The sequence below is a fragment of the Exiguobacterium sp. H66 genome (assembly GCF_018618705.1).
Taxonomy (GTDB): domain Bacteria; phylum Bacillota; class Bacilli; order Exiguobacteriales; family Exiguobacteriaceae; genus Exiguobacterium_A; species Exiguobacterium_A oxidotolerans.
Genome location: NZ_JACSMQ010000009.1, coordinates 41436 through 67309 on the forward strand (window position 1 = coordinate 41436; position 25874 = coordinate 67309).

Sequence of the window (25874 nt, forward strand, 5' to 3'; positions counted from 1 at the left end):
TTCAGAGGCAGGCAAGACCCTGCTCGTTGGCCGCTAGGATCCAAGGAGCAACGGCTTGCGCCTCGCCCGAGGAAAGCAACGAAAACAGACGCGCGATCTCCCGATAGCACTTTGTCTACAGTCTGCAAGAACCACGCTCCGCTAGTCGGAACGTGGTTCTTTGTCTTGTCTATTGATTTAATCGTGTAGCGTCACTGTGAAAGGCTGACCTTTTTTAATGACCTGCTGCTGCGCATCAAGGACGTCACTCGTCAAAAACTCCAGTTTTTCAACGGGACGTTCCGTGATGAAACCAAGGTTGCCGCTGCGCTGTTCCGATGGCTCATATGTCCCGGCCAATGCTTCGAGGTACAGGTCATCATCAATTGTTTTTTCTGTCGATTGATTGATTTTTACATGAGCAACCGGGTTGAACGTGACCGGTTGCTTGCTCGTATTCGTAACCGTGACGCGGGTCTTCACCATATCGAACGCTTCTTCATGGGTGAAGCCGTGAAAGAAATCAATCATCGCGTAACTCGGACGGGTCTGAATAACTTTTACTTCCTCGATCGTCATGTTAATCGGTCCAATCGAGTGAGTTTGTTTGACGTACTGGATCTGTTGTAACGTCAATTCACCTTTATCGTCACGAACCGTCTGATTCCGTTTCGTCAACATCCGGTCGTCCGGCAATTGCGGGTTCGGCACATAGACGTCCGCCTTTTCAAGTGCGACGGAGGTATGTGTGACGGGTGGTGCCGGCACGGCTTGTTGATCAGCTGAAGAATCGCTACATCCGGCGAGGATGGTTCCAAGCGTGATCGAGAGCAGGAGTCGCTTCATGATGGACCTCCTTATTTATTCTTTTTCAAGAAATCAAAAATGATTTTGGCGTGATCCGTATTGTCGACTTGTCCGGCAAACCGGTCTTTAGCCGGTCCATAGGCATAGACGGGAACGTCTTCTCCCGTATGTCCGCCCGTCGTCCAACCCGTGTGCGACCGTTGATTGAAGATTTCTTCAATCGCGTTATCGACGTCTGTCACGTTCTTAGAGGCAGCAGCTCGTTCGACCGAAGTGAATTCCTCTTCCGTCAAAGCCAATTTTTGTTGATCGATGTACGTCGTCAAGGTCTTGCGGACATCGGCGCCGGAAACGATTTTTTCAGCCATGAAGTCGGGTGTTTTCTTTGCTGCTTTAATCGGCTCGGCGAACCAGTTATAAATCCCGTCTGCCCCGATTGAATAGCCACCCGTCGAATGATCGGCCGTCGCGACGACGAGCGTATGCTTGTCTTTTTTCGCAAAGGCGATTGCCGCTTTAAACGCCCGTTCGAAATCTTCCATTTCACTCATCGCGCTGACGATGTCATTATCATGTCCGGCCCAGTCGATTTGACTCCCTTCGACCATCAGGAAGAAGCCTTTTTTGTTCGTATCGAGTCGTTTAATCGCCGCATTCGTCATTTGCTCCAATGAGGGAACGGTATTCTCGCGGTCGATCCGTTTTGCTAAACCGCCATCGGCAAACAGACCGAGGACTTGTTTGTTGCGGTCGGCATTTAATTCGTCAAGATCCGTCACGTATCCGTAACCGTCTTTTTTGAATGCTTTCGTCAAATCGACATCCGGACGGACGAAGTTGGACTTGCCGCCGCCGAGTAAAACATCAATCTTATGTTTCCCGTTAATCCGTTCCTTAAAGTAATCATCTGCGATCGCGTTCATGTTTTTCCGATTTTCGTCATGAGCGCCGAATGAAGCCGGTGTCGCATGGGTGATTTCTGACGTCGCGACGAGTCCCGTTGACTTACCGCGTTCTTTCGCCGCTTCAAGGACGGTCTTGACTTCAGACTTATCATTGTCGACGGCAATCGCTGCGTTGTACGTCTTGACGCCGGAAGACATTGCGGTTGCGGCAGAGGCAGAGTCGGTGATGTTTTGTGCCGGATCTTCCGGATAGGTCATTTGCTGACCGACGAGATACTGGTCGAAGGCTGTTTTTTCGGCGACGGTCGTCGTCGGATCATTTTTTAAGTAGCGGTGCGCCGACGTATAGGAAACACCCATCCCGTCACCGATTAAAAAGATGACGTTGCGGATTTCCGGCGTCTTCTTGTATTTGCTTTTGGCATCGGCATCCGGTGTCGATACCATCGTGCCGAGCGATAAGGTCGATAGGGCGAGAATCGGGATCAGTCGTTTCAGTTTCATGGTAATTCCTCCTTGGTCATTTAAAGAACAGTATGTATTGCCTACATTCATCATCCTACTGAAGGAATATGAACGGAATATGAGAAAAATGTAAACAATTATGAAGAAGTAATGACAAGGAGCTAAGAAAAAGGAGTTGGCATGTCTTACGAAACAAAAATATGAAAAAACTAGTCAGCGAAGCCGCCGGCTAGTTAGTGTGAAGCGTGTTAAACGAGGAGTAAGCCCATCAAAATCGTATCATAATACAAGCCGTCCGTAAGCAGTCGGTCGTGCTTGAGTCGTCCTTCGACTTGAAACCCGGTTTTCTGATACAAACGAACGGCCCCTTGATTCGTCTCGACGACGGTCAATTGAATCTTTTGCAGTTCGACCGTCCGTGCCCAGTCAAGTGTCGTCTGTAAGAGAGCCCGCCCGATGCCTTTCCCCCAAAAGTCACGGACGACCCCGACGCCGAAGTCGGCTTTATGTGCGAACCGACGCAAGGGGAAACCGACACAGCGGGCATAACCGACGAGTTGACGATCCACTTCAGCGACGAGCAGGGAGTGGGGAATACCGGTCTCATGCTGAATCAATTGCAGAAATCCCTTTTCATCCAGCACGTCTTCGCCCGGGAATCGGTCAAAGTGGTCCGTTTCTGCATCGAGTCTCGCGCGCAGTAAAGCAAGCTGTCGTGCATCCGTAGGCTCTGCCGGACGAATCGTGTACGTTACAGATTGAATGTTCGCGTCAATTGGATCCATCATATTCGCCTCCAAACTAGTAGAATCAAAATCGTCCCCCCTTAAGGATGCCATAAATAATTTAAAAATGTAAAGTATTTCCATTAAGACAAACGAAGATTGTCTAGATCGACAGATGATAGACTAGAAATAGATTGGAAAGGATGGATGGAGATGTTAGAGATACAACAGGGTTCAACGGAGGACCGCGAATACATTCGCGAACAATTAATCAGCTTCAACAAAACGAAAGTCCCTTTGTCGGTTCAACACGAGACGGAACAAATCTGCTTTCTTTTAAAGGAAGATGGCGAGATTAAAGGCGGATTGACAGGCGAATACGGCTGGAACCACGTTCACGTCTCCTTCTTATGGCTCGACGAGTCCGTCAAAGGCGGCGGATACGGCAGCAAATTATTGAGTATGGTCGAAGCCTATGCCAAAGAACGTGCCTGCAGTAAAGTCATCCTCGACACGTTCAGTTTTCAGGCACCCGGCTTCTATGAAAAAAACGGGTACGTCGAATACGGTCGCTTGGACGATCATCCGGTCGAAGGGATGACGCAATACTTCTACAAAAAATTAATGTGAATGAATTGTTCCTTATTTCTTATAGTAGTAGATCCAGGCTGACATATAGGATAGTGTACCGATTGATAAAACAGCGGCCAGTGCATAAAACGGGAAGGTGGGGAAACGAGCGCTGAAATACGGATAGGCTATGAAGGACACCATGACGACGGGAATCGAGACTAAAAATGAGACGTAAGCAATTCGGGTCGCCTGACCTGTAATGAAGCGCTCGCGTTCATCGTTATCGGAAAACTCTGGTGTTGTTGTCGACCAGCGTGAAAAACCAAGTGTTTTATTTGTCCGTGAAAAATAACCGAGACTGGTCAATAAAACCAGCAACAAAACAATCGGTAAGATGATCGACAGGTCGAGACTCAAGTTGAAGCCTGTTCCTTTAAGCGGATCGTCCTGAAAAACAACAAGCTGACGGGCGATGGAGCTGAGTAAGACAGCAGCTAAGACATACAACAGGACATTAGCGATTGATTGAATGATGACACGCTTCATGATGATTCCTCCTCCAAATAAAAGATGTCTTCGATTGGTCGGTCAAAGACTCGGGCGATGTGCATCGCCAGTAACAAGGACGGGGTGTAGCTTCCTTTTTCGAGTGAGATGACAGTCTGGCGCGTGACGCCGATCAAGTCAGCGAATTGTTCTTGCGTCCAGTCCATTTGGCGCCGTAATGCTTTGACGCGATTCGATAGTTTCATCAAAACGCTCCTTTCCTTCATGAGTTTATTGTATAGTTTGTTTTACATTTTGTAAAGTAGACTATACTTTTTATTTTTTCGTCTCATTTATCGAAAATTCGTGGAGTCTGACTAAAACAGAATAGTCTGACAACTTTCGGGTAATATGTACTTTATCACTTCGACGGCATCGGGACAGAAAAAGGGGGGGAATTAAATGTTGCCTGAATGTATTCCGGATCAAAGGGAGCTCGCACGCCGCATGCGCATCGTCAAAACGTTACGGAAGCTCGGAAAAACGGATGAAGCCATTGCAAAATCATTATATGTCCCGGTCGAGTGGGTCAGATCAGTCGAAGATAATTTATCGAATACTAGTTATCAGCAATCATCTTAATGCATGAAAAAGAAGCGTCTCCCTTAGTTCAGGGGGACGCTTCTTCATGTTCACGATGACAGTTTCGTTGCGCCCGAGTCGACCGACAGTTTCGGTTGACGCCAAAAGAACGTCAAGATGATGCCGACCGTCAGGACGATCGTCGCGAAATAAAACGGGTAGTTGAGGTTGACATCAAACAGGAGTCCACCCGCAATCGGTCCGAGGATGTTCCCGACACTCGTAAACATCGAGTTCATTCCGCCGACGAAACCTTGTTCATCGCCGGCGATCTTCGACAGATAGGTCGTGACGGCAGGACGCATCAAGTCGAATCCGACGAAGACGACCATCGTCACAAGGATGATTGCGAAGTAACTCGTCACGTACGTCATGACGAGGACGAGGGCGGTCGATAGGATTAAGCTGTAACGGATCAGGCGAATTTCACCGAACCACCGCGTCAAGCGGTCGAACAGGCCGACCTGGACGATGACACCGACAATCGCTCCGAGGGAAATCGCGAGAGCGATGTCCTTCGCCGTAAAGCCGAACTTCCGGTCGACGAACAGGGCGAACAGCGATTCGAACGAGGCGAGGCCGAATGACGAAATCAACAGGACCAAAAAAGCGACGAAATAGAGGGGTGAAAAGATTTTTGAGAAGCCGTTCGCTTGTTTGACGGTCGGCGCATCGGCATAATGACGTTCCGGTTCACGTAACGTGAAGACGGACAAAATCATCGCAATCATCCCGAACGTCGCGGCAAAGAAAAACGGAACGCGTGTCCCGATGTCAGCGAGAAAGCCGCCGATCCCCGGTCCGATGATGAAGCCGGTCGAAATGGCGGCCGACATATAGCCGAGCGCCTTCGGACGCGTCTCGTTCGTCGTGATGTCGGCGATGAACGCCGTCACGGCCGGCATGATGAAGGCGGCACTGACTCCCCCTAGGATGCGCGAAGCGAACAGGACTTCGACCGTCTGTCCGAGACCGAATAGCAGTTCCGACATGCTGAAGATGAACAAGCCGATGATGATCATCGGCTTTCGTCCATACTTGTCGACGGCGCGTCCGGCAAGCGGCGAGAGAATCAGTTGGGCAAAGGCGAAAGCCGACACCATATAGCCGACCGTCGAGCCGGAGATGTTCAATTCATTCATGATCGTCGGGGTGACGGGAATGACGAGTCCGATCCCTAAAAAGGCGATAAACAGATTGAGTAAAAGTGTACCTAAAATGAGTTTGTTGTTTTGCATGATTTGAACCTCAGTTTCTGATTTGACTTCTTAACGGACGAGTCCGCGCCAAAAAATCGGCCAGACGGCAGTGAGTCGTTGTTGATAGGCGTCAATCCCGTTATAGACGAGTTCTGTCATCGTCCCTTCCGCAACCGTCAAATAGGCGAGTGCGCCGCTCGTATAATCTTCGGAGTAGAGAATCTGCTCCGTCCGGTCGCGTTCGCGAAATAAGCGTGCAAGGCGACGATGGATCGAATCGAAAAACGGATTGATCAACGCCGTCACTTCATGCTCCAGTTTGACGGGCGGGAAGTACGCGATGCGAAGGATGAACTTCATTTGGTCGTTTTGGTTGCTTTCCTCGATGAACCAGTCGAAAAATCCTTTTAGCGATGCTTCGAGCGGCAACTGCCGTGTCTCGACGAAGTAGGACGCGAGGTGTTTTTTCTGTTCACTGAGCGCGTACGCCATCGTCTTCAAAAAGAGATCGTCTTTTCCGGAATAGTGGGCATAGATGGATGGTTTCTTGATACCGACTTCCTGGGCGATGTCGTTTAAGGAGGCCCCTTCGTAGCCGTGACTCGCGAAGTGGCGCAAAGCGGTCGGGATTAATTGTGCAGCTTTCAAATCATTCACCTTCCTAACGGTCGTTAGTTTACAAAATGACTATATCATCAATGTATGGGGTTTAAAAGGACTGTGTTTTAAAAAAATATTTACCTAAAATGAAAACGCTTAACTTTTTCTTGACGCAGTCTTCAAGAAATTGTATTCTAATTACGAAAAGAATAAACCGTTAGGGTTGTTACTGGTCAAGCAGGCAAAACCTAAATTGATATCTGTTGCGTGTTGCGGCGATGGATATGAATTTAGGTTTTTTCTTTTCATCAGACTGTGGGTGGAGGTGATGGATTCCATGCAGATCGTAAAAGTGTTTAATAACAACGTTGTATCGATTGAATCAAAAGGGCAGGAACATGTTGTGATGGGACGCGGGATTGCGTTCCAAAAACGGACGGGGGATACGATTGAAGAGAATCGTATCGAAAAAATTTTTACACTTGAAAGTAAGGAAACACAGGAACGATTCATCGATTTTTTGAATCAGATGCCACAAGACGAAATCGAGACTGTCAAAGAAATCGTTAAGGTAGCAGAGCATCAATTGAACAACGAGTTGCATGACACGATTTACGTAACGCTGGCCGATCATATTCACTATGCCCTCGAACGGTATGCGGAAGGAATCATCATTCGAAACCCTCTGGTTTGGGAAGTCAAACGTTTTTACGGACCAGAGTTTTCGATTGGCAAACAAGCCGTTCACCTGATCAATGAGCGGCATCATGTCAAGCTCGATGAAGATGAGGCAGTCGCGATTGCGCTTCATCTCGTCAATGCCTCGATGCTTGGCGTAAAAGGAGAAAGCTTACACGTCGTCACGGAAATGACGAAGGCGACACAAGCGATTTTGACCATCATCACCTATCACTTTCAAGTCGAACTCGATGAAGAAGCACATGCTTATTCCCGCTTTTTAACTCATTTAAAGTACTTTGTGCAACGAATCGTTTCTAAAGCAGCCTTGAAGGCGGGGGGCGATGAAACACTGTTCGAAATGGTCAAAAATCGGTACCCTGCAGCTGCTGAATGTGTATTGAAAATAGCGAATTTAATTGAAGCGAAATACGACTATCATGTTTCGACGGATGAACGATTATATTTGATGATTCACATCGAAAACTTAATGAAACAAAGTCAATCCTAAGGATGGTTACTGATGATGCAGGCCAAACCTAAACCACTACAAGTATGGTGTTACTTGTAGTGGTTTAGGTTTTTTTTATCCTATTATTTAAACCGGGAGTGAGACGAATGGGAAAATATCAAGCGTTAGCAAAAGACATTGTACGATTGATCGGCGGACAAGACAACGTAAAAAGTGTGTTTCATTGTGCGACGCGTTTACGGTTCAAGCTAAAAGATGAGCAAGCGGCTGACGCAGAACAACTCAAGCAACAGGACGGTGTCATTACTGTCGTCAAAAGTGGCGGACAATTTCAAGTCGTCATCGGAAACAATGTCAGTGAAGTCTATCAAGACGTAGTCGCGATTGGTGGTTTTGAAACGACGGTTGATGACGGTGAAAAAACGACGGTGTTCAACCGGCTGATCGATACGATTGCCGGAATCTTCACGCCGATTTTAGGACCGATGGCAGGGAGCGGTTTACTGAAAGGCTTACTGGCGATTTTAGTTGCCCTTGGACTGTTGACGCAAGACATGGGGACATACATCGTCCTCAATGCGACAGCAGACGCGCTCTTTTACTTCCTGCCCATCATTTTAGGTCATTCAGCTGCCAAAAAGTTCGGTGGGAATCCTTATATCGGGATGGTCATCGGGGGAGCGCTCGTTTACCCTTCGATGGTCGCCTTGCAGGCATCAGGTGAAGCACTCAGTTTCTTGACGGTTCCGGTCGTCTTGATGAGTTACGCATCGTCCGTCATTCCGATTATCCTAGCGACCTATGTATCAGCGAAACTCGAGAAGTTCTTTAATCAACATTCGCATGAGGCCGTCCGCAACTTTACGACGCCGATGCTCGCGCTCTTAATCGTTGTCCCGTTGACGTTCCTCGCAATCGGACCACTTGCGACGTACGCGAGTCAAGGACTAGCGGGTGCTTACTCGTTCATTTATAACCTAAGTCCAGTCCTCGCGATCGCTTTCATCGGAGCGTTTTGGCAAATCTTCGTCATGTTCGGATTGCACTGGGGTCTTGTACCAATTCTCATCAATAACATTACCGTCATCGGGTTTGATACGATCAGCGTCGGTGTACTGATGGCAACGTTCGGTCAGGTCGGTGCCGTCCTCGCGATTACTGTTAAAACGAAAGATAAGAAGACGAAGGGACTCGGTACATCTTCAACGATTGCCGGTGTCTTCGGAATCACGGAGCCTGCGATGTACGGCTTGACGCTGCCGCGGAAAAAGCCGTTTATCTTTGGTGTCATCGGTGGAGCAACAGGTGGACTTGTTGGGGGTGCACTAGGTACAGCTTCTTACACGATGGGCGGACTTGGCATATTCGCTGTGCCAGTCATGATTCCTCAAAGTGGTGTTGACCTCTCGTTTTGGGGTGCCTTCATCGGTTTGTTCGTGGCGACGGCGGTTGCTTTCAGTTTGACGTACTTCCTGACGAAGGAAGAGATCGCAACGACTGAAACAACACCATCTTTATCAAAAGAAGTCGGGTTACCCGTCCTCGCGCCAATCAATGGCGAAATCATTTCTCTGGAGTCAGTCAATGACGAAGTCTTTTCGAGTGGCGCGATGGGCAAAGGTGTGGCAATCATTCCGAACGAAGGAGTCGTTTACGCTCCGTTCGATGGTGAAGTCGTGACTGTTTATCAATCGATGCACGCGATTGGTTTACGTTCAGATACAGGTGTCGAAATCCTGATTCATATCGGACTCGATACGGTCCAGTTGAACGGACAGCATTTCGAATCGTTCGTCTCGAGTGGACAGAACATTAAAGCAGGAGATCGGTTGATCGCGTTTGACTTAAAAGAAATCGAGCAAGCGGGATATGACATCATCACGCCGGTCATCGTGACAAACACAGCCAGCTATTTGGATGTTCTTCCGACGTATGTCGGATCGGTCGAACCGTCACGTGACGTGTTACGCATTTTAGTATAAGAGAGGGGTAAAGGAAAATGAAGAATGTACCAGCAGACTTTTTATGGGGTGGCGCTACTGCAGCCAATCAAGTTGAAGGCGGATTTGATCAAGGGGGTAAAGGGTTGTCAATCGCCGATGTGATGCCAGGCGGGAAACAACGGATGCAGTTGATTCATGATGCGGCATTTGACTTTGAATTACATGAGCAATACACGTACCCAAACCATGAAGGTGTCGATTTTTATCACCGGTACAAAGAGGATATCGCCTTATTTAAAGAAATGGGTTTTAAGACATTCCGGATGTCGATTGCTTGGTCACGCATTTTCCCGAACGGCGACGAGACAGAGCCGAATGAGGAAGGTCTCGCGTTTTACGACCGTGTCATCGATGAATTGATTGCCCAGGAGATCGAACCACTTGTGACGATTTCGCATTATGAGTTGCCAAGACATTTGGCGACAGCATACGGCGGATGGCGCGATCGCCGTCTTGTAACATTCTTTGAACGATACAGCCGGGTTCTGTTTGAGCGTTATCAAGGAAAAGTGAAATACTGGTTGACGTTTAACGAAATCAACGGGGCGCAGTTCATGCCGATGCTCAGCCTCGGTGTCGCATTACAGGATGAAGAAAACCATCTTCAAACGACATACCAAGGGTTACATCATCAGCTCGTTGCGAGTAGTCTTGCGACGAAAGCAGCACGGGAAGTCGACCCGTCAATGAAAATCGGATGCATGTTAATCGCAGCACCAGTTTACCCGTATAGTTCCAATCCAGCAGATGTCCAAGTTGCCCTCGATGAAGAGCGGATGATGAATTACTTCTGCGGCGACGTCCATGTCCGCGGCGAGTATCCGGCATTTGCGAAACGTTTCTTTGCCGAGAACGGGATTGAACTTAAACAGGAAGAAACGGATGCGGCAATCTTAAAAGAATACACGGTTGATTTCTTCTCTCTCAGCTATTATATGTCACGGACGGAAAAGGCTGATAAAACGACAGACATGACAGCCGGAAATATCATGAACGGTGTCAAAAACCCTTATTTGAAAGCGAGTGACTGGGGCTGGGAAATCGACCCGGGTGGACTGCGGATCATTTTAAATAAGCTGTACGACCGCTACCAAAAACCGCTGTTCATCGTCGAAAATGGACTCGGTGCTTACGATAAGGTGGAAGCAGACGGTGCAATTCATGACGAATACCGGATTGATTATCTTAAAGCACATCTTCAAGCAATGGTTGAAGCGATGGAGGACGGCGTCGAAGTCATGGGCTATACGAGTTGGGGATGCATTGATTTAGTCAGTGCTTCGACCGGCGAGTACAGCAAACGGTACGGCTTTATCTACGTCGATAAGCAGGATGACGGGTCCGGTACCCTCGACCGCTCGCGGAAGGATTCATTCTTCTGGTATCAGGAAGTGATTGCGACGAACGGACAAGCTTTGTACAAAGATTCAATTTCAACGCGTTCATAAAAAGAAAAGACCTGATTTCGCTAAGCGAAGTCAGGTCTTTCCTTAAATTAGACTTTAAAAAGATGGTAAAAAGATAAGGGGTTGGAGATAATGAATATAGATGGGTAAAAATGGGAGGAAGCAAAATGTATAAAAAAGTACTATCGGTTATCTTGATCATAATTCTACTAGGAGGAACGTATTACGGGGTGATATCCCTATTGTTCAAAGAAGGTACATCTGTCAGTTCGTTCCCGATCCCGCGCTTTGCGACGGAGCAAACGGGTGCGAACGGTCAACACTACGCGACGCAACTTGCTTCAGAAACAGACGGACCGGGACTCCTGTATGCAGCACGCTTGAATCGTGACGGCTGGAAGAAAGTGAATCAAGAAGGAGCTAAAATTCTCTATCGCAAAGGGGAGACATTCGTTTCGCTGACGACGTTCGACGAGGAAGTATATGTTAAGGCTGTCCGTTTAGTCGAGTTCGAGCGGTTGGAGGATTGAGTCGGAACAAGGTACACTTGCTACAGCACATGACGACAGGAGCAATTGATCTGTCCGTAGCAAAGGAGAATCAAGATGACACAATCCATCGCAATCATCGGAGCAGGCGTCAGCGGGCTCTATACAGCATCGCTTTTACAGCAGATGGGGCAAGCGGTCACCGTCTATGAAGCACGGGACCGGATCGGCGGACGTATTTTAAGCGTGGCGGGTACGCATGGAGACGAGGCAGACTGCTTTGACCTCGGACCGACATGGTACTGGCCGGATACGGAAACGGTTATCACGGATCTTATCACCGAACTCGGTCTGACGGCATTCGCCCAACACACGACGGGCGCGATGGTACTCGAACGGCAAGCAGGAGCAATCGAACATCATCTGCTGGCACCGGACAGTATCGTCCCGTCGAAGCGGTTAGCGGGAGGAATGGAAGCACTCGTGACAGCGATTGCGGCCAAACTTCCGACGGCATCGCTCCGCTTACAGACACGCGTCACGAAACTTGAGCGGACGGAAGAACAAGTAATCGTTACGTCAATCAAAGACGGGCGGACGACTTCAGAAACGTATGACAGTGTCGTGGTTGCCCTTCCACCCCGTCTTGTCGAGCGAGTCGTAATCGAACCGCCATTTTCCGAGACGACTCGCGAAAAACTGCAAACGACCCCGACCTGGATGGCCGGACAAGCAAAAGCACTTGTCGTCTATGACACGCCGTTTTGGCGCGAAGCGGGACAGTCCGGGTTCGGGATGAGCTGGGTCGGTGCCCTGCAGGAGATTCATGATGCATCACCGCAGCGCGGACCCGGTGCCTTGTTCGGTTTCCTGCGGCTGACGGCAGAAGAGCGCCAGTCACTCGGGACGGAAGCGGTCAAAGCCCGTATCCTCGACCAACTTATCACGATGTACGGCGAAGCAGCCCGTCATCCGCGGGAAGTGTTCTATTATGACTGGGCACAAGACCCCGATACGGCAATGCCTGCAGATAGCCGGCCGTTAACGGAATTTCCGCAGTATGGACCCATCGCAGTCGACGCGAACTGGCAAGGACGGCTTTATCTTGCCGGGACGGAAACGGATAGTGCGTTTGGCGGCCATATCGAAGGGGCGCTCCGGTCGGCGAAGCGGGTCGTCTCTGAATGGACGATGCGGCATGGGTGATTTGTTTTAATAATCTTCAATGTTATCATGGGCGTCCTCGATGATCGGGGGCGTTTTTTTGCTAAGTAATTATTGTAGAGAAAAAGTCATTTCACGATTTTCATTACAAACTGGTATGATGTGTTACTTGTTTTATTTAATTAGTGCAAAGGTATAGGGAAATATATTATTTTTTGGGTTCAGTATGCAGGGAGGGCGACGTGATGACGCAACAGATATTGATTCTCTTATTGATTGGCTACGTAATTTACACAATCGATTTAAAACAAAAAATGATTCCTGTTCCGATGGTGCTCGTCGTGATTGGACTGGGTCTTTCATTTATCCCCTATTTTTCTTCGCTTCATCTATCAAAGGAAATCGTATTTGAAGTGTTTTTGCCGGCGCTCCTGTTTACGGCAGCGTATCAGTTTCCGATTAAACAGTTGAAAAATAATTGGGGTATCATTACGGCGTTCAGCACGATTGGGTTGATTGTGACGGCCTTATTGCTCGGTGTCTCAATTTACTGGATCTCGAATCTGTTCATTTCACTTTCGCTGACGGCTTCGCTGCTCCTTGCCGCCATCCTGATTCCGACCGATCCGGTCTCGGTAACGTCCATCATCAAAAAAAGTACGGGGGACGAACAACTCGCCGATATCGTGGAAGGAGAATCGATGGTCAATGACGGGACGAGTATCGTTTTGTTTACGATCTTATTATCGATGTTTCAAACGGGGGAACGTTTTAATTTCACGACCTTCATCGAACAATTTATGCTTGTTTCGTTTGGCGGAATTCTGATCGGTTTACTGCTCGGATGGATTTTAAGTAAAATCATTCACTTGACGAAGCAAAAAGAATATCAAGTGATGTTGAGTATCGTCATGTCGTACGGTGGATTTTATCTTGCGGAAGCGCTTGGTGTCTCAGGTGTTCTCACCACCGTCATTTTGGGGATTTTCTTGTCTTACGAAATCGAAAAAGCGGATGAGGAGAAGGGAATTAAAGCATCATTAGATGGATTTTGGAACATCATCAAACCAACATTTTTATCGATTTTATTCTTACTGATTGGGATTCAAGCAGCTGGATACTTAGTTTTTTCACAATGGGGACTGGCGTTGATCATTTTTGGTCTCACCTTGTTGGCACGGTTCATCATGGTCAGCGGCTTCATTTATGCGGTACCGGTCTGGAAAGGTGAATTTCGCGACGACTTTTCGACGATCTCAATCATTACGGCAGCCGGGATTAAAGGTTCGATGTCTGTCGCGTTGTTACTGTGGCTCGAAAAAACGGTCTCAGCGCAATATGATGTGTTGATTTCCTTATCGTTTGCTGTCATCGTCCTGTCGTTGATTGTCCAAAGTATCGGTATTTATCCGCTGACCATATTCTTGAGTAAGCGGCATAAACGATGATTAAATAGAAAATCCAAAAGCAGACATTGTCCAAAAAGTACTTGGATCGTGTCTGCTTTTTTGCGTTTACAGATACAAGCCGTTCGCCTGAACAACGAATTGCGAGTGTTCGTAATGATAGGTGATGACGGAATAATCGAACGGTCGACCGTTCGTCAAGTGGAAAATTGTCTCGACCGTCAATGCCGGATCACCGGCTTCAAGTTCCAAATGTTCCGCGATTGTCTCCGGCAATTTGCCAACGTGCATGTACATGTCGGAAAAGCCGATGTTCAGTCCGAGGGCCGTCTCAAGATACTCGAAAATCGATTGTTCGACGATTTCCCGGTTCAGATAAGGCACGATCGCTTGCCGGTAATAGGATTCTTCAAGGCACATGATGTTACCGTCGATATAGCGGATCCGTTTCACGAAATAGACCATGTCGCCTTGTGTAGTACCGAGATTTTCGGCAATCGTCTCCGGACACGGGATCAACTCAAACGACAGGACGTTCGACTGGATGTCATGTGCGACGAGATTCTGCTTAAAGCCTTGCGTCGAAAACAGCTCGATGTAGCCTTTCCGGTTCGTTTTCCGGACGAAAATCCCACTGCCGCGGACTTGAAAGATGATCCCTTTACGCTCCAGCAGTTCGAGTGCTTTCGTCATCGTCGTCTTACTGACTTCAAATTGGCGGATCAGTTGATCGAGGACTGGTAATTTATCGCCTTGCTGTAACGCATGTCGTTCGATATAAGCTTCGATTTCCGTCGCCGTCTGTTGATATTTCAGCATGGTTCACCCTCATTTACGTAAAAATTGTTATACCACAACTATATCATAATGAAAGGTTGATACTTGCGAACATGTCTTTTTAAATTAAATATGTATTGATTAATTGTACATGTACAATTACAATAAGAGTGCATGAAAGGGTTATCATAAAAAGGAGGTTCTTACATGAGTAAAGTGCGGGATTATGAAAAACTTGCCCGGTCGATCTTAGATGCGGTCGGAGGGGAAGACAATATCATCAGTGCAGCGCGTTGTGCGACGCGGTTACGGCTCGTCTTGAAGCGGTCGGACACGGCGGCAAAGGAACAAGTGGCAGCACTGCCAGGCGTCATCACGGTCGTCGAATCCGGTGGTCAGTTCCAGGTCGTCATCGGACAACATGTCGGTGATGTCTATGAAGCGTTTTCGAAACTGGTTCAGCTCGATGATACGGCTGAAGACGCACAAGCGAATAAAGGTACCATCTTGAACCGGATCATCGCGACGATGTCAGCCGTCTTCGCTCCGTTTGTCTATATCCTGGCCGCGGCGGGAATTCTGCAAGGTGCACTCATCCTGATTTCTTTACTGTTTAAGGACTTCGCAAAAACGGGAACCTATGAAGTGTTCAGCTTTATCTCATGGGCACCGTTTACGTTTTTACCGATTTTCATCGCCATCACGGCAGCGAATCATTTTAAAGTCAATCCCTTCATCGCCGTCGCCTGTAGCGCGGCACTCGTCAGTCCTTCGTGGGCTGACATGGCAGCACGTGTGGTCGCCGGTGAGTCGATTTCCTTCATCGGCATCGCGTTATCCGGTACGACCTATACGTCATCGGTCTTGCCACCGTTGTTTCTCGTCTGGATCTTATCGTATCTTGAACGGTTCCTGAACCGGACGATCAATGATGTCATCAAACCGCTGTTCGTCCCGTTCTTCAGTATGGTCATCATGGTCCCGCTGACGATTCTCGTCATTGGTCCGATTACGACACTCGGAGCAGAAGGGATTGCCAACGGGTATAACTATCTTGCCGATCACGCACCGGCACTCGCTGGACTTTTGATTGGTGGTTTCTGGCAAGTCATCGTCATCTTCGGTGTCCACTGGGGTGTCACGCCGATGGTCCTTGCGAATTTCGAACAGTATGGACGGGACTCGTTCCAAGCGTATCAGACGATCGCCGTCATCGCTCAGGTCGGTGCCGTCCTAGGCGTCATCTTAAAAACACGCAACCAGGAAACAAAGAAAGTCGGTGTCTCGGCCGGTCTGACGGGGATTTTTGGGATCACGGAGCCGGCGATTTACGGGGTGACGTTACGTTTTAAGAAACCGTTCATCTACGGCTGTATCTCGGGTGCGGTCGGAGCCGTCGTCGCCAGTTTCTTTAAACCGTATTATTTTGCCTATGCCGGTCTACCGGGACCATTAACACTCGTCAACGGCATCAGTTCCGATTATCCGTCGTCAATCATCGGTCTCTTGATTGGTGCCGCAATCGCCCTTGTCTTACCGGTCGTCTTGATCCAAGTGCTCGGGTTTGGTGAAGATACGGTTGCGACGGCAACTCCAACAGGACAAGCAGCACCAGTTGTCCATGAACAAGAAGTCAGTGCGACACTGACGAACGAAGAAACGATTGTATCGCCGTTGTCAGGTCAAGTCGTCCGCCTGACGGACGTCCCGGACGAAGTGTTTGCCTCCGGTGCGATGGGTGATGGATTTGCGATTGTACCGACCTTGCCACATGTCGATGCGCCGTTTAATGGAACGGTCGTCATGGTCGCCCCAACGAAACATGCGATCGGACTCCGGTCGACGAGTGGAGTCGAAATCTTGATCCATGTCGGACTGGATACCGTCAATTTGGGCGGAACACCGTTTAACGTCCTGGTTGCTGAAGGCGATACCGTCGAAGTCGGACAACGTTTGCTCGAGTTTGACATGACGATGATTGAAGCACGTGGACTCAAAACGATTACACCGGTCATCGTCACCAATGCGTCTGCTTATGCCAAACTTATCATCGAACAGACTGAAACGATTGCGGCGAACGAGCCGATCGTGACCGTCGTTAAATAAAAGGAGGAAATTAAGATGAAAACATTACCAAACGACTTTTTATGGGGCGGCGCACTGGCTGCCCATCAATTTGAAGGCGGCTGGAACGCCGGCGGCAAAGGACCAAGTGTCGTTGATGTCATGACAGCAGGTGCACATGGCGTCGCCCGGCGCATTACCGATACGATTGAAGAAGGGACGTTTTATCCGAATCATGAGGCGATTGATTTTTATCACCGCTATCAAGAAGACATCGCGCTGTTCGCCGAGATGGGATTGAAGTGTCTCCGGACATCGATCGGTTGGAGCCGGATTTTCCCGAACGGGGACGAAACGGAACCGAACGAAGCGGGACTGCAGTTTTATGATAATGTCTTTGACGAATTGATTAAGCACGGCATCGAGCCGATCATCACGTTATCGCACTTTGAAATGCCGCTCCACCTCGCGCGCGAATACGGCGGGTTCCGTAACCGGAAAGTCGCTGAGTTCTTCGAACGCTTTGCCGAAGTCTGCTTCACACGCTACAAAGATAAAGTCACGTACTGGATGACGTTTAATGAAATCAACAATAAGATGGATGTCGAGAATCCGCTGTTCCTCTGGACGAACTCCGGTGTCAAAGTCGAGCCGGGCGAAAACGCGATGGAAGTCATGTACCAGACCGGTCACCACGAACTGATTGCGAGCGCCCTTGCCGTCGCGAAAGGGAAAGCAATCAATCCCGACTTCCAGATCGGAGCGATGATTTCCCACGTCCCGATCTATCCGTACTCATCGCATCCGGAAGACGTCATGCTGGCGGAAAAATCGATGCGTCAACGTTACTTCTTCCCGGACGTCCAGGCACGCGGTTATTATCCGAACTACGCCTTAAAAGAGTTCGAACGCGAAGGCTATCAGATTCCGATCCTCGACGGCGATGACGAGATTCTGAAAAACGGAACGGTCGATTACATCGGCTTCAGCTATTACATGTCGACGACCGTCAAACACGATGCGACGGTCAACAATACCGGTAACATCGTCAACGGCGGCCTAGCGAACGGCGTCGAGAATCCGTACATCCAGTCGAGTGACTGGGGCTGGGCGATTGATCCGGTCGGACTCCGTTACGTGCTGAACCGGTTATATGACCGCTACCAGCTCCCGCTCTTCATCGTCGAAAACGGCTTTGGGGCCGTCGATACGATTGAGGACGGCAAGATTCACGATGCAGCCCGAATTGATTACCTGAAGACGCACATCGAAGCGTTGACGGAAGCGGTCACGGAGGACGGCGTCGAACTGATGGGCTACACACCGTGGGGCATCATCGACATCGTCTCGTTCACGACGGGTGAGATGAAAAAACGCTACGGGATGATTTACGTCGACCGCGATAATGAAGGCAACGGCTCGATGGAACGGATGAAAAAAGATTCGTTCGACTGGTATAAACAGGTCATTGCGACGAATGGACAGGAGTTGTCGTACGACAAAGCGACACAACAGTAAATCGATAAGCCTCCACCTATACCGGGTGGAGGTTGTTTGTTGTCTGTCAAATCACGCTTGCTTGAAATATGAAAACAAGCGATGATGAGAATGTATATATTATCCAAAAGTGATGAGGGACGTTTAAGGGGATGAATGATTGGTGTCAGTATTGCGACGATATGGGAGTTCGAAGCGACGCTCGCGTATTTCGATGTAGAAGAATCAGAACGTACTAAGTACCCATACGGCGAATATTTTTTCCGGACGATTGCCGGAAAACGTGTGTTGTTTTACAGCACCGGTGTCCGGAAAGTAAACGGGGTCGGGGCCAATCAGTACATGATGGCGCAGTTCCCGCTTACGAAAATCATCGTTGCCGTACTCGACATCATCGTGCCAAACCGCGCGGTCCAATATGATTGTACGGTGAAAGAAGTCGAGCCGTTGATTAAACCGTCCTTCATCGTTGAACTCGACGTCGCGGACTATCAGGCGGATTGTCACACCGGAACGATCGGTACGGCAGACCGGGCCGTCGTGATGTGGAACGATTACTTGGAGCTGAAAGCAAGTGGGATCACGGTAGCCGATACGGAAGCCGGCGCAATCGCCTATATCTGTCAGAAAAACAAAGTCGAATGTATCATCATTAAAGGCATCTCCGATTTTCCGACGGACGAGACGGACCGCGATCCAGTCCAATCGAACGAGGAACAAATCAACGTCTACATAGCGAATACGCCAAAAGTGATGCACAAAATATTCAGTGACTATCTGACACGATTCATTTAGAACATCAGGAGGGGCAACGCATGAAAACATTAGTGGTTGGTTGTCTGCTGACCGTTAACGCTAAAAGCTTAATGACAAAAAAGACGCAGTCTCGGATGAAATCCCGTAACTGCGTCTTATTTATGCTTAGTGCATCGGCTGCTAATTTTGTTCAGACTCTTGTTTTTCTGATTGAGCCGCTTTGAAGTTGCGATAAATCGTATAACCGACAGTGACAGGAAGGATGACAATTCCATACCCAAGCGGCAAGTTTAAAAAATAATACCAGAAAATCGTAAAAACAATCATGATTAGAAGGAGGCGGATACTTGATATGTGGTATGTACTCATTAAAACGTTCCTTTCTTTCAAAGTATTGTTATGTTTTTAGAAAGGCGTTTGGTTGACGACATAAAGTTGGACCAATCCGCACTTCGGACAAACGGCAGCTTTCGCTTCAGCAGATGCCTTACTGAAAAAACGACCCGGTTTTTTAATCTTTAAGCCGTACATGGCACCTTTGACGTGGACTTCACAGTCTTCGACCAGTCGGGTGTTGCATTGGGTACAGATTCGGTTCATGGAACGATTCCTCCTCTCCCGGTGTGAATCTTTTTTTGTAGAAGTTCCGACTCGTTATTGGGTCATATGTTTCAAAATGTCAATTCTTGATTTGAGTCGTAATGACATGACGCCGAATAACACTACTATCGTAGCGTTTAAAATTAAAATCGTGAACAGGATGCCGTTCATGAAGACCGACTCATCTGCGACACTTCCTAATGAGTTAACGGCGAGTCCGACGAATATAAAGAGATATAGAAAAACGAGAAAACTGAAAAGAGTCAAACGCTTTTTTAAATATGTAAGCATGGAGGGTGAATCCGTGAATAATGAAAACAGGGGAGCATTCGGTTGTTGTTCTTTTCGGTAGTATGCCCAGACCTTGTTCGTATGGACAACTTCGACGCCAGTCCCTTCTATAAATGAAAAGTAGTCCGCTAAATCGTCGTGTGAAGCAACGAACTCATTCCGATACATATAGTTCGTATTCGTCCCTTTTGTAAATGTATAGACGAATGGCGTAAACTTAACTAAGTCCCAACCTTGTTGACTCATCGAATTGACCCATGTTTCCTCTTTTTGGTCGTCAATAAAAAATCTGATTTTTTTCATCGGGATCCCTCCTCTAAGAGTTGTTTTGCATGGTGTAGTACTTCTTCGATACGTTGTTTTTCCTGGAGACAAACACGACGTCCTTCTTCTGTTAAGGCGTAGATTTTTTGCCGTCCGGTCGTGTTCTCGACTTCAATCCAGCGTTTTTCAATCAAATTTTTTAGAACGCCATACATCGTCCCCGGTCCAATCGTGACGCGTCCATTTGTTAACTGCTCGATTTGCTGCATCATCGCATAACCATGCTTCGGTGTTGTTAAGCATAATAAAATATAATAGGTGCTTTCTGTGAGTACTAATGTATCGCGGCTCAATATATCGCCTCCCGATATATAATGTATCGAAGTCCGATATAGTTGCCAATAGAATTGGATGATATTTGTAAAGTAAAAAACAAATTATGGTATATTTTAAAAAGGTTTACTAGACGGATATGGATTTTTCTTGAATCATGCGGAAGGATCTTAAATTAATTGAGTTAAATGGGAGCTGAAAAGATGAAGTTTGTTCTATTGGGGATGGGTATTATTTTATTCGGGATGACGATTGTGATCGCATATAGTTCATTGGGATTAGCGGATTCATCTGGAATAACATTCGGGTTAGCCGTTTCCTCTGTGGGTGTATTAAGCAGTATTCTTGGTGTTGTCGTTGACGGGAAAAGTGAAGGGGAGGAGTAAGCAAAAGGCAAGGACGGAAAATCGTCCTTGCCTCAGCGTGTAAACAAACGCTTATGAAGCGAAAACATGCGATATCGTGACGCAATTCGTTCGCTTTTCGCGGTTCTAAGCATTCAAGACGGATTGTGCTCTAAACCTTCTGCATGACCGGATTTCTGTCACATGGTTACCTAAAAAGCGTCACGTTTCGTTGACTCCTACGGGAAAAAGTGCGTTTTTAACGCACGTTCAGAGGCAGGCAAGACCCTGCTCGTTGTCCGTGAGGATCAAGGAGCAACGGCTTGCGCCTCGCCCGAGGAAAGCAACGAAAGAAGACGCTTGATCTTTCGATAGCACGTTGTATAGAGCAAAAGGCAAGGACAGAAAATCGTCCTTGCCTTTTGCTCTATTTAAGGGAAATTCGTACAAAAACGATTACATCGACGTTGTCGAATCGAAGAACGCATAATGTCCTTGTCTAATCGTTTTTGCTTGATACATGGCGGAATCAGCAAATTTAATCAACTCGTCACCCGTCCCTGCCTGATCGGGATAGGAGGCGATACCGATACTCGGGGGACAATGAATCAATTGGTTCGCCAGCGCGTAAGGTTCGCTTAGTGTGGAGAAGACCTGTTTCGTCAGCTGTTCTACGTCGTTTAACGACCGATTGACTAACAATAACGTGAATTCATCACCACCTAGTCGGGCGATAATCGTGAAGCGCTCTTTAAAGGCTTGAAGGCGCATGGCGACAGATACGAGGAGTTGATCACCGTTGTCATGTCCGAACGTATCATTGACGTCTTTAAAATCATTCAGATCCATGAACAAGAGTGAGGCACGTCTCGTCGAGGGTGCACGTAATGTTTGCTCCAGCATTTCTTCGAAGGACGAGCGGTTGGCTAGTCCGGTTAACGCATCATGATACGCGAGATAATGGATTCGTTTTTCCTTCTCCTTGATTTCCGTCATGTCTTTCCCGATTCCGAACACACCGACTAGTTGTTTTTGGACGATGATCGGTACATTCGTAATGTGCATGAACGATCTTGTTCCGGAACGGCTTTCGATTTCGACTTCATAATGTCGTGCTGTGCCGGTAAAAACTTGTTTGACTTCGCGTGACACGAAGGGGCGGTCGGACGGCGCGACGAATGCAAGGCTACTTTTTTGTAACAATTCCTCTTGGCTGTAACCGAGAAGCTGTGTGCAGGAGGCATTGACACTGTCGAATTGACCATGAAGATTCGTCGAATAAACCGGATCGGGATGATTTTCGAATAAACATTTGTAGCGTTCTTCACTTTGTTCTAGCTCTTGCGATTTGAGATAATATTTTTTAAAGAGGCGTTGATTTTCAAAAATGATCGTGATTTGCCGGATGAAGACAAGGATGATCGAGATGCCGGAGCCGATTGTGATGATATCGATTCCTTCCGAGTGAAGTCCCATAAAAATAAATAAAATCAAGGCACCGCCATAAGGCGTCACGATTTGAAAAATCGTCAAACGTTTGACCGATTCCGGTGACTGCTCTGCTGTCGAATCTGAATGTATCGTCAGTCGGCCTGCTATACCAATCAGTAGACCGGCAATGATGAATAGGGGGTCGATATAGCTTCCGGACGTGTAATCATTGGATGAAATTAAGTACAGATACACCGAATCGGCAACAGTTTGAATGAATAAAGCAAAAAACAAAATGAGTAAGTAAGATGTATTCGACTGTTTTGATGTACTGAATAAAATAAAGACGATGGCAATCAAGATGCCTAAATCACCGATTGGATAAGCTAAGGAAACAATCAGTGAGAGCAGCGAAACCGTATCGGACTTCAAGATGGGTGTAAGGATAAAATGCCAGGATAATGTCGTCGCGACGACCATGACGATCAGAGTATCAAAGACAAACGGAATCCGTTCTTGATTTTTTGTTTGTGACACGATCTTATATAAAAGTGCTACAAGAATCGTGAAGACTTGAATTAAGTAGAAAATATCAGAAACCCCGGGATAGCTGACACCCGTTTGTCGGATGCTCTCAAAATAAAACCAATAGATTTCAGCAATCAAGTAACTGCTATTCGCAGCTAACAGGATCCCCCAAAATATTTTTTCGTTTTTTGCGACCTGTCGGACAGTCGTAAACGTCCAACAGACAGTAATCGCCATACCTAACAAAGAAAAGAGGTTACCCCCGAATTGCTGGATATAGGCGTCTTCTCTCCAGTAATAAATCCAGCTGTAGTAGCTCAATGTAAATACAAAGAGAAACAACAACGAATAGGATGGTAACTTACGATTAACCATAGACCAAACTCCTTCATGAATGAATCAGACATTAAACTACAAGTATAAAGAGAATGGTAAACAATGTCTTCTAAAAAAACAGAATAATACAAAAAAATGAAGCGGATGGATAAAAAAATGAAAGCAGTCCGTGCATGAACTACTTTCATGTAAGATAATGAAAGCCGTTTAGAAAACGAATTCATTTTTTTGATAAAGAGCATCAAGCAATTCCGTGAAGTGTTGTGCATTGATTGGTTTAGAGAAGAGGTACCCTTGTCCGATGGAGCAGCCGTACTCTTTTAAGATCGTCGACTGATTCGGAGATTCAATGCCTTCGGCGACGACATTCAGTTGTAAATTCAAACCGAGTTCGATGATGGTTTTGACCATCGGCGATCGACTGCCTCGACTTAACCGGTCGATGAAGGATTTATCAATTTTTATCGTATCGATGGGTAATTGTTCAAGGACACTCAAGGAAGAATAGCCTGTTCCAAAATCATCAATTGAACATTTGACACCGATTTTCTTTAATTTTTTTAAGATGGAGACACTTTCCGTAATATTTTGGACGATACTTTCCGTAATTTCGAGTTCGAGATGGTTCGGTTGCAAATGGGTTTCTGATAAAATCGACGACACAACTTCACAGAAATGACGATTCTGGAATTGAAGAGCGGACACGTTGACGGAAAGTAACAGTGGTGGATAGCCACTCGCTTGCCACTGTTTACTTTGCACACAAGCTGTCCGTAAGACCCACTCTCCAATCTCATTGATTAAACCCGTCTCTTCAGCGATCGGGATGAATTCAACAGGGGAGATCATACCGAGATGCGGATGTTCCCACCTCACTAACGCTTCCATCCCGACAATCGTCTTCGTTTGTAAATGCACTTTCGGTTGGTAGTGGACGGACAATTGATTCAGTTCGATTGCTTTTTGTAATTGAACTTCGAGTTCCATTTTTCGAAGGACATCCGATTCTAGCCGTTCACTGTAGATGATGAAATCGTTTTTACCTGACGTTTTCGAATGGTGGAGGGCAGTACTTGCATTTTTGAGTAAGTCTTCCGCATTTTCGCCGTGCTTAGGATAAATACTGATACCGATATTTGTTTTTACAGCAAACTCATGGTCAGATATGACGAATGGGACATGTAATGCCTGGATGACGGTGCTCGTAAAATCTTCGCAAGCGACCGCACAGTCATTTTCTACCAAGATGACGAATTCATCGCCACCGATCCGGAACACCGGTAAACTGCCATTATGGGTCAGACTAAGCCGGGAAGCAACTTCTTTCAGGACATCGTCACCAATCCGATGACCAAGCGCATCATTGATCATTTTAAAGCGATTTAAATTGATTAAAATTAAGGCAAAGCGTGTCGTAGATTCATTTGTTAAATAGCGGTCAATGGTATTGATGAAATTCAAGCGATTGCCGAGTTGTGTCAAAGGGTCGTAATAGGCTAAATGTTGGAGTTCTGTAAAGAGCTTCTTATTTTTAATCATGACGAATGATTGGCGGGTAATGATCATCACGAAAATTAAAAACCAACCAAAACTTAACGAATTGATTCGCCAGTCGTAGCTTTCAATCATCAGGATCGTCAAAAGAATGATGCTTAAATAGGGAAATAAAAATTCGCGTTGAAGGAGTGGAAGCTTTTTATTCGGTTCATGCGACGAGATGCTTCGGCTATAGCGATAACCCGTAAATCCAATCAAGAGTAAGGCAGTTGTCCAAATATAATCGACGAACCCGCCAGCCGTATACGTCTGTTGTGTAGAAAAATAAGAGAACAAGGAATCACCGACTAGTTGGAGTAATAATCCCGTGACTAAGAAAAATAAGCTCCTGTTCTCTTTTTCAAAATGAAGCAAATAATACAGGGTGATGACTAAAAAAAGTAATGCCAGGTCAATCACTAAAAAGATAGTAGTGTAAGTGATTGATAAAGTAGTCGAATACTTTAAGGCAATCAGCGGTGACAGCAAATAATGATAACTGATTGAAATGGAAGCAATCATATAGATGACTGTATTAAAAAAATACGATTTGTTCGAAAAATCAACAACGTTCGTGCGGATTTTATAAATCAAGGCACTTAAGTAACAAACGTATGAGAGGACCCAGATAAAATTAGACAGAAGAGGGGTGTTGATCTCTTGATTAATCAAGGTTAAATAAAACCAAATGGCTGTCCCGAATGTCGAGAAAAATACACCCAGTGATAAGAGAAGCCAAAATGTTTTTAATCGAGTCGTTTTTTGTTGATAAACTTGCCACAGCCAGTAGAAACTGATGATGCCAATGCTGAATTGTACACCGTTCGACAGCAGTATCCGGGTGCTAGCTGTCGAGATGAATGTGTTGCTTATCAGATAGATAGCAGACACGACGATCGTCAATAGCACAAGAATGTTTTTGAAGACCATGGTTGATTGTCCTCCTCTAAGCGAGTTGTCTAAAGATAGTTTTTCCCTATATCTTTTTATCGGCAAGATGCTCTAAAAAATCGAGAGGTGGACATGATTTAAACTAGAAAACCTAGCAAAATCACGACAACCGGCAGTCATTTCGGACGAAAATCAAAAAAAGAGATGACATGGTGTCATCTCAGCTTG

26 protein-coding genes are annotated in these 25874 nt (G+C 46.8%); 13 read left to right on the forward strand and 13 right to left on the reverse strand.

Going from position 1 to position 25874, the window contains the following annotated elements:
- Nucleotides 1-177: 177 nt before the first annotated feature.
- From KNP88_RS13470 to KNP88_RS13480, 3 genes are all read right to left on the reverse strand, one after another.
- Nucleotides 178-825 (reverse strand): DUF4352 domain-containing protein, encoded by a 648-nt coding sequence (locus KNP88_RS13470; RefSeq protein ID WP_214894215.1) that lies wholly within the window; start codon nucleotides 823-825, stop codon nucleotides 178-180.
- Between the two features lie 11 nt (nucleotides 826-836).
- Nucleotides 837-2195: an alkaline phosphatase gene (locus KNP88_RS13475; RefSeq protein ID WP_214894217.1), complete on the reverse strand. Its 1359-nt coding sequence runs from the start codon at nucleotides 2193-2195 to the stop codon at nucleotides 837-839.
- A 209-nt stretch (nucleotides 2196-2404) separates the two neighbouring features.
- On the reverse strand, nucleotides 2405-2941 hold the full coding sequence (locus KNP88_RS13480) for a GNAT family N-acetyltransferase (RefSeq protein ID WP_251137237.1): 537 nt from the start codon (nucleotides 2939-2941) through the stop codon (nucleotides 2405-2407).
- Nucleotides 2942-3094: 153 nt separating this feature from the next.
- Between KNP88_RS13480 and KNP88_RS13485 the strand changes: the two genes are divergently transcribed.
- On the forward strand, nucleotides 3095-3511 hold the full coding sequence (locus tag KNP88_RS13485; RefSeq protein ID WP_214894221.1) for a GNAT family N-acetyltransferase: 417 nt from the start codon (nucleotides 3095-3097) through the stop codon (nucleotides 3509-3511).
- 12 nt (nucleotides 3512-3523) lie between these two features.
- Here KNP88_RS13485 and KNP88_RS13490 read toward each other — a convergent pair whose 3' ends face one another.
- Both KNP88_RS13490 and KNP88_RS13495 read right to left on the reverse strand, forming a co-directional pair.
- Nucleotides 3524-4000, reverse strand: coding sequence for a DUF2178 domain-containing protein (locus tag KNP88_RS13490; RefSeq protein ID WP_214894223.1), 477 nt, complete (start codon nucleotides 3998-4000; stop codon nucleotides 3524-3526).
- A complete protein-coding gene (locus KNP88_RS13495; RefSeq protein ID WP_214894225.1) occupies nucleotides 3997-4206 on the reverse strand; it encodes a helix-turn-helix transcriptional regulator in 210 nt (69 codons plus the stop codon). Before KNP88_RS13495 ends, KNP88_RS13490 begins: the two co-directional genes overlap by 4 nt.
- A gap of 196 nt (nucleotides 4207-4402) precedes the next feature.
- Here KNP88_RS13495 and KNP88_RS13500 point away from each other — a divergent pair, with 196 nt between their 5' ends.
- The gene (locus KNP88_RS13500) at nucleotides 4403-4582 is read left to right on the forward strand and encodes a DUF2171 domain-containing protein (protein WP_214765909.1); all 180 of its coding nucleotides are present in this window, start codon (nucleotides 4403-4405) and stop codon (nucleotides 4580-4582) included.
- Between the two features lie 50 nt (nucleotides 4583-4632).
- On the opposite strand, the gene KNP88_RS13505 is transcribed toward KNP88_RS13500, so the two are convergent.
- Together KNP88_RS13505 and KNP88_RS13510 are read right to left on the reverse strand one after the other, a co-directional pair.
- Nucleotides 4633-5820 (reverse strand): MFS transporter, encoded by a 1188-nt coding sequence (locus tag KNP88_RS13505; protein ID WP_214894228.1) that lies wholly within the window; start codon nucleotides 5818-5820, stop codon nucleotides 4633-4635.
- A 30-nt stretch (nucleotides 5821-5850) separates the two neighbouring features.
- Complete coding sequence (locus KNP88_RS13510) at nucleotides 5851-6429, reverse strand: TetR/AcrR family transcriptional regulator (protein WP_214894230.1); 579 nt, start codon at nucleotides 6427-6429, stop codon at nucleotides 5851-5853.
- A 289-nt stretch (nucleotides 6430-6718) separates the two neighbouring features.
- Here KNP88_RS13510 and licT point away from each other — a divergent pair, with 289 nt between their 5' ends.
- The 6 genes from licT to KNP88_RS13540 all read left to right on the forward strand — a co-directional run bounded on the left by licT (nucleotide 6719) and on the right by KNP88_RS13540 (nucleotide 14040).
- Nucleotides 6719-7570, forward strand: a complete 852-nt coding sequence (licT, locus tag KNP88_RS13515; protein WP_214894232.1) for a BglG family transcription antiterminator LicT — start codon at nucleotides 6719-6721, stop codon at nucleotides 7568-7570.
- A gap of 107 nt (nucleotides 7571-7677) precedes the next feature.
- Nucleotides 7678-9513: a beta-glucoside-specific PTS transporter subunit IIABC gene (locus KNP88_RS13520; protein WP_214894234.1), complete on the forward strand. Its 1836-nt coding sequence runs from the start codon at nucleotides 7678-7680 to the stop codon at nucleotides 9511-9513.
- A 17-nt stretch (nucleotides 9514-9530) separates the two neighbouring features.
- A complete protein-coding gene (locus KNP88_RS13525; RefSeq protein ID WP_214894236.1) occupies nucleotides 9531-10982 on the forward strand; it encodes a glycoside hydrolase family 1 protein in 1452 nt (483 codons plus the stop codon).
- 125 nt (nucleotides 10983-11107) lie between these two features.
- Nucleotides 11108-11470 (forward strand): hypothetical protein, encoded by a 363-nt coding sequence (locus KNP88_RS13530; protein WP_214894238.1) that lies wholly within the window; start codon nucleotides 11108-11110, stop codon nucleotides 11468-11470.
- A 75-nt stretch (nucleotides 11471-11545) separates the two neighbouring features.
- Nucleotides 11546-12634, forward strand: a complete 1089-nt coding sequence (locus tag KNP88_RS13535) for a flavin monoamine oxidase family protein (RefSeq protein ID WP_214894240.1) — start codon at nucleotides 11546-11548, stop codon at nucleotides 12632-12634.
- Nucleotides 12635-12837: 203 nt separating this feature from the next.
- Nucleotides 12838-14040: a cation:proton antiporter gene (locus KNP88_RS13540; protein ID WP_251137238.1), complete on the forward strand. Its 1203-nt coding sequence runs from the start codon at nucleotides 12838-12840 to the stop codon at nucleotides 14038-14040.
- A 66-nt stretch (nucleotides 14041-14106) separates the two neighbouring features.
- On the opposite strand, the gene KNP88_RS13545 is transcribed toward KNP88_RS13540, so the two are convergent.
- Entirely contained in the window at nucleotides 14107-14817 is a 711-nt protein-coding gene (locus tag KNP88_RS13545; protein WP_214894244.1) for a GntR family transcriptional regulator, read from the reverse strand.
- A 165-nt stretch (nucleotides 14818-14982) separates the two neighbouring features.
- Here KNP88_RS13545 and KNP88_RS13550 point away from each other — a divergent pair, with 165 nt between their 5' ends.
- The 4 genes from KNP88_RS13550 (at nucleotide 14983) to KNP88_RS13565 (ending at nucleotide 19316) form a co-directional block, all read left to right on the forward strand.
- A complete protein-coding gene (locus tag KNP88_RS13550) occupies nucleotides 14983-16881 on the forward strand; it encodes a beta-glucoside-specific PTS transporter subunit IIABC (protein WP_214894246.1) in 1899 nt (632 codons plus the stop codon).
- A gap of 15 nt (nucleotides 16882-16896) precedes the next feature.
- Nucleotides 16897-18357, forward strand: a complete 1461-nt coding sequence (gene bglA / locus KNP88_RS13555; protein WP_214894248.1) for a 6-phospho-beta-glucosidase BglA — start codon at nucleotides 16897-16899, stop codon at nucleotides 18355-18357.
- A gap of 135 nt (nucleotides 18358-18492) precedes the next feature.
- Nucleotides 18493-19131, forward strand: a complete 639-nt coding sequence (locus KNP88_RS13560) for a 5'-methylthioadenosine/S-adenosylhomocysteine nucleosidase family protein (protein WP_214894250.1) — start codon at nucleotides 18493-18495, stop codon at nucleotides 19129-19131.
- Nucleotides 19132-19151: 20 nt separating this feature from the next.
- Nucleotides 19152-19316, forward strand: a complete 165-nt coding sequence (locus KNP88_RS13565) for a hypothetical protein (protein WP_214894251.1) — start codon at nucleotides 19152-19154, stop codon at nucleotides 19314-19316.
- Between the two features lie 181 nt (nucleotides 19317-19497).
- Here KNP88_RS13565 and KNP88_RS13570 read toward each other — a convergent pair whose 3' ends face one another.
- Genes KNP88_RS13570 through KNP88_RS13580 form a run of 3 tightly spaced genes read right to left on the reverse strand, consistent with a single transcriptional unit; the run spans nucleotide 19498 to nucleotide 20600 of the window.
- Nucleotides 19498-19692 carry a hypothetical protein gene (locus KNP88_RS13570; RefSeq protein ID WP_214894252.1) on the reverse strand — a complete coding sequence of 65 codons (195 nt, stop codon included), beginning with the start codon at nucleotides 19690-19692 and terminating at the stop codon, nucleotides 19498-19500.
- Between the two features lie 54 nt (nucleotides 19693-19746).
- Complete coding sequence (locus tag KNP88_RS13575) at nucleotides 19747-20286, reverse strand: DUF2812 domain-containing protein (RefSeq protein WP_214894253.1); 540 nt, start codon at nucleotides 20284-20286, stop codon at nucleotides 19747-19749.
- On the reverse strand, nucleotides 20283-20600 hold the full coding sequence (locus tag KNP88_RS13580; RefSeq protein ID WP_251132561.1) for a PadR family transcriptional regulator: 318 nt from the start codon (nucleotides 20598-20600) through the stop codon (nucleotides 20283-20285). Before KNP88_RS13580 ends, KNP88_RS13575 begins: the two co-directional genes overlap by 4 nt.
- A gap of 183 nt (nucleotides 20601-20783) precedes the next feature.
- Between KNP88_RS13580 and KNP88_RS13585 the strand changes: the two genes are divergently transcribed.
- On the forward strand, nucleotides 20784-20966 hold the full coding sequence (locus tag KNP88_RS13585; protein ID WP_214894254.1) for a hypothetical protein: 183 nt from the start codon (nucleotides 20784-20786) through the stop codon (nucleotides 20964-20966).
- A gap of 414 nt (nucleotides 20967-21380) precedes the next feature.
- Here KNP88_RS13585 and KNP88_RS13590 read toward each other — a convergent pair whose 3' ends face one another.
- Both KNP88_RS13590 and KNP88_RS13595 read right to left on the reverse strand, forming a co-directional pair.
- Nucleotides 21381-23258, reverse strand: coding sequence for a diguanylate cyclase domain-containing protein (locus KNP88_RS13590; protein WP_214894255.1), 1878 nt, complete (start codon nucleotides 23256-23258; stop codon nucleotides 21381-21383).
- A 168-nt stretch (nucleotides 23259-23426) separates the two neighbouring features.
- A complete protein-coding gene (locus KNP88_RS13595) occupies nucleotides 23427-25685 on the reverse strand; it encodes a putative bifunctional diguanylate cyclase/phosphodiesterase (RefSeq protein ID WP_214894257.1) in 2259 nt (752 codons plus the stop codon).
- Nucleotides 25686-25874 lie beyond the last annotated feature (189 nt).

What these genes read in the sequence shown, in the direction of transcription:
- KNP88_RS13500 (WP_214765909.1), top strand. Translation starts at nt 4,403, where the DNA reads ATGTTGCCTGAATGTATTCCGGATCAAAGGGAGCTCGCACGCCGCATG.
- KNP88_RS13590 (WP_214894255.1), bottom strand. Translation starts at nt 23,258, where the DNA reads ATGGTTAATCGTAAGTTACCATCCTATTCGTTGTTGTTTCTCTTTGTA.
- licT (WP_214894232.1), top strand. Translation starts at nt 6,719, where the DNA reads ATGCAGATCGTAAAAGTGTTTAATAACAACGTTGTATCGATTGAATCA.
- KNP88_RS13470 (WP_214894215.1), bottom strand. Translation starts at nt 825, where the DNA reads ATGAAGCGACTCCTGCTCTCGATCACGCTTGGAACCATCCTCGCCGGA.
- KNP88_RS13505 (WP_214894228.1), bottom strand. Translation starts at nt 5,820, where the DNA reads ATGCAAAACAACAAACTCATTTTAGGTACACTTTTACTCAATCTGTTT.
- KNP88_RS13520 (WP_214894234.1), top strand. Translation starts at nt 7,678, where the DNA reads ATGGGAAAATATCAAGCGTTAGCAAAAGACATTGTACGATTGATCGGC.
- KNP88_RS13570 (WP_214894252.1), bottom strand. Translation starts at nt 19,692, where the DNA reads ATGAACCGAATCTGTACCCAATGCAACACCCGACTGGTCGAAGACTGT.
- KNP88_RS13480 (WP_251137237.1), bottom strand. Translation starts at nt 2,941, where the DNA reads ATGGATCCAATTGACGCGAACATTCAATCTGTAACGTACACGATTCGT.
- KNP88_RS13475 (WP_214894217.1), bottom strand. Translation starts at nt 2,195, where the DNA reads ATGAAACTGAAACGACTGATCCCGATTCTCGCCCTATCGACCTTATCG.
- bglA (WP_214894248.1), top strand. Translation starts at nt 16,897, where the DNA reads ATGAAAACATTACCAAACGACTTTTTATGGGGCGGCGCACTGGCTGCC.
- KNP88_RS13535 (WP_214894240.1), top strand. Translation starts at nt 11,546, where the DNA reads ATGACACAATCCATCGCAATCATCGGAGCAGGCGTCAGCGGGCTCTAT.
- KNP88_RS13560 (WP_214894250.1), top strand. Translation starts at nt 18,493, where the DNA reads ATGATTGGTGTCAGTATTGCGACGATATGGGAGTTCGAAGCGACGCTC.
- KNP88_RS13545 (WP_214894244.1), bottom strand. Translation starts at nt 14,817, where the DNA reads ATGCTGAAATATCAACAGACGGCGACGGAAATCGAAGCTTATATCGAA.
- KNP88_RS13550 (WP_214894246.1), top strand. Translation starts at nt 14,983, where the DNA reads ATGAGTAAAGTGCGGGATTATGAAAAACTTGCCCGGTCGATCTTAGAT.
- KNP88_RS13585 (WP_214894254.1), top strand. Translation starts at nt 20,784, where the DNA reads ATGAAGTTTGTTCTATTGGGGATGGGTATTATTTTATTCGGGATGACG.
- KNP88_RS13525 (WP_214894236.1), top strand. Translation starts at nt 9,531, where the DNA reads ATGAAGAATGTACCAGCAGACTTTTTATGGGGTGGCGCTACTGCAGCC.
- KNP88_RS13530 (WP_214894238.1), top strand. Translation starts at nt 11,108, where the DNA reads ATGTATAAAAAAGTACTATCGGTTATCTTGATCATAATTCTACTAGGA.
- KNP88_RS13595 (WP_214894257.1), bottom strand. Translation starts at nt 25,685, where the DNA reads ATGGTCTTCAAAAACATTCTTGTGCTATTGACGATCGTCGTGTCTGCT.
- KNP88_RS13565 (WP_214894251.1), top strand. Translation starts at nt 19,152, where the DNA reads ATGAAAACATTAGTGGTTGGTTGTCTGCTGACCGTTAACGCTAAAAGC.
- KNP88_RS13575 (WP_214894253.1), bottom strand. Translation starts at nt 20,286, where the DNA reads ATGAAAAAAATCAGATTTTTTATTGACGACCAAAAAGAGGAAACATGG.
- KNP88_RS13485 (WP_214894221.1), top strand. Translation starts at nt 3,095, where the DNA reads ATGTTAGAGATACAACAGGGTTCAACGGAGGACCGCGAATACATTCGC.
- KNP88_RS13540 (WP_251137238.1), top strand. Translation starts at nt 12,838, where the DNA reads ATGACGCAACAGATATTGATTCTCTTATTGATTGGCTACGTAATTTAC.
- KNP88_RS13495 (WP_214894225.1), bottom strand. Translation starts at nt 4,206, where the DNA reads ATGAAACTATCGAATCGCGTCAAAGCATTACGGCGCCAAATGGACTGG.
- KNP88_RS13490 (WP_214894223.1), bottom strand. Translation starts at nt 4,000, where the DNA reads ATGAAGCGTGTCATCATTCAATCAATCGCTAATGTCCTGTTGTATGTC.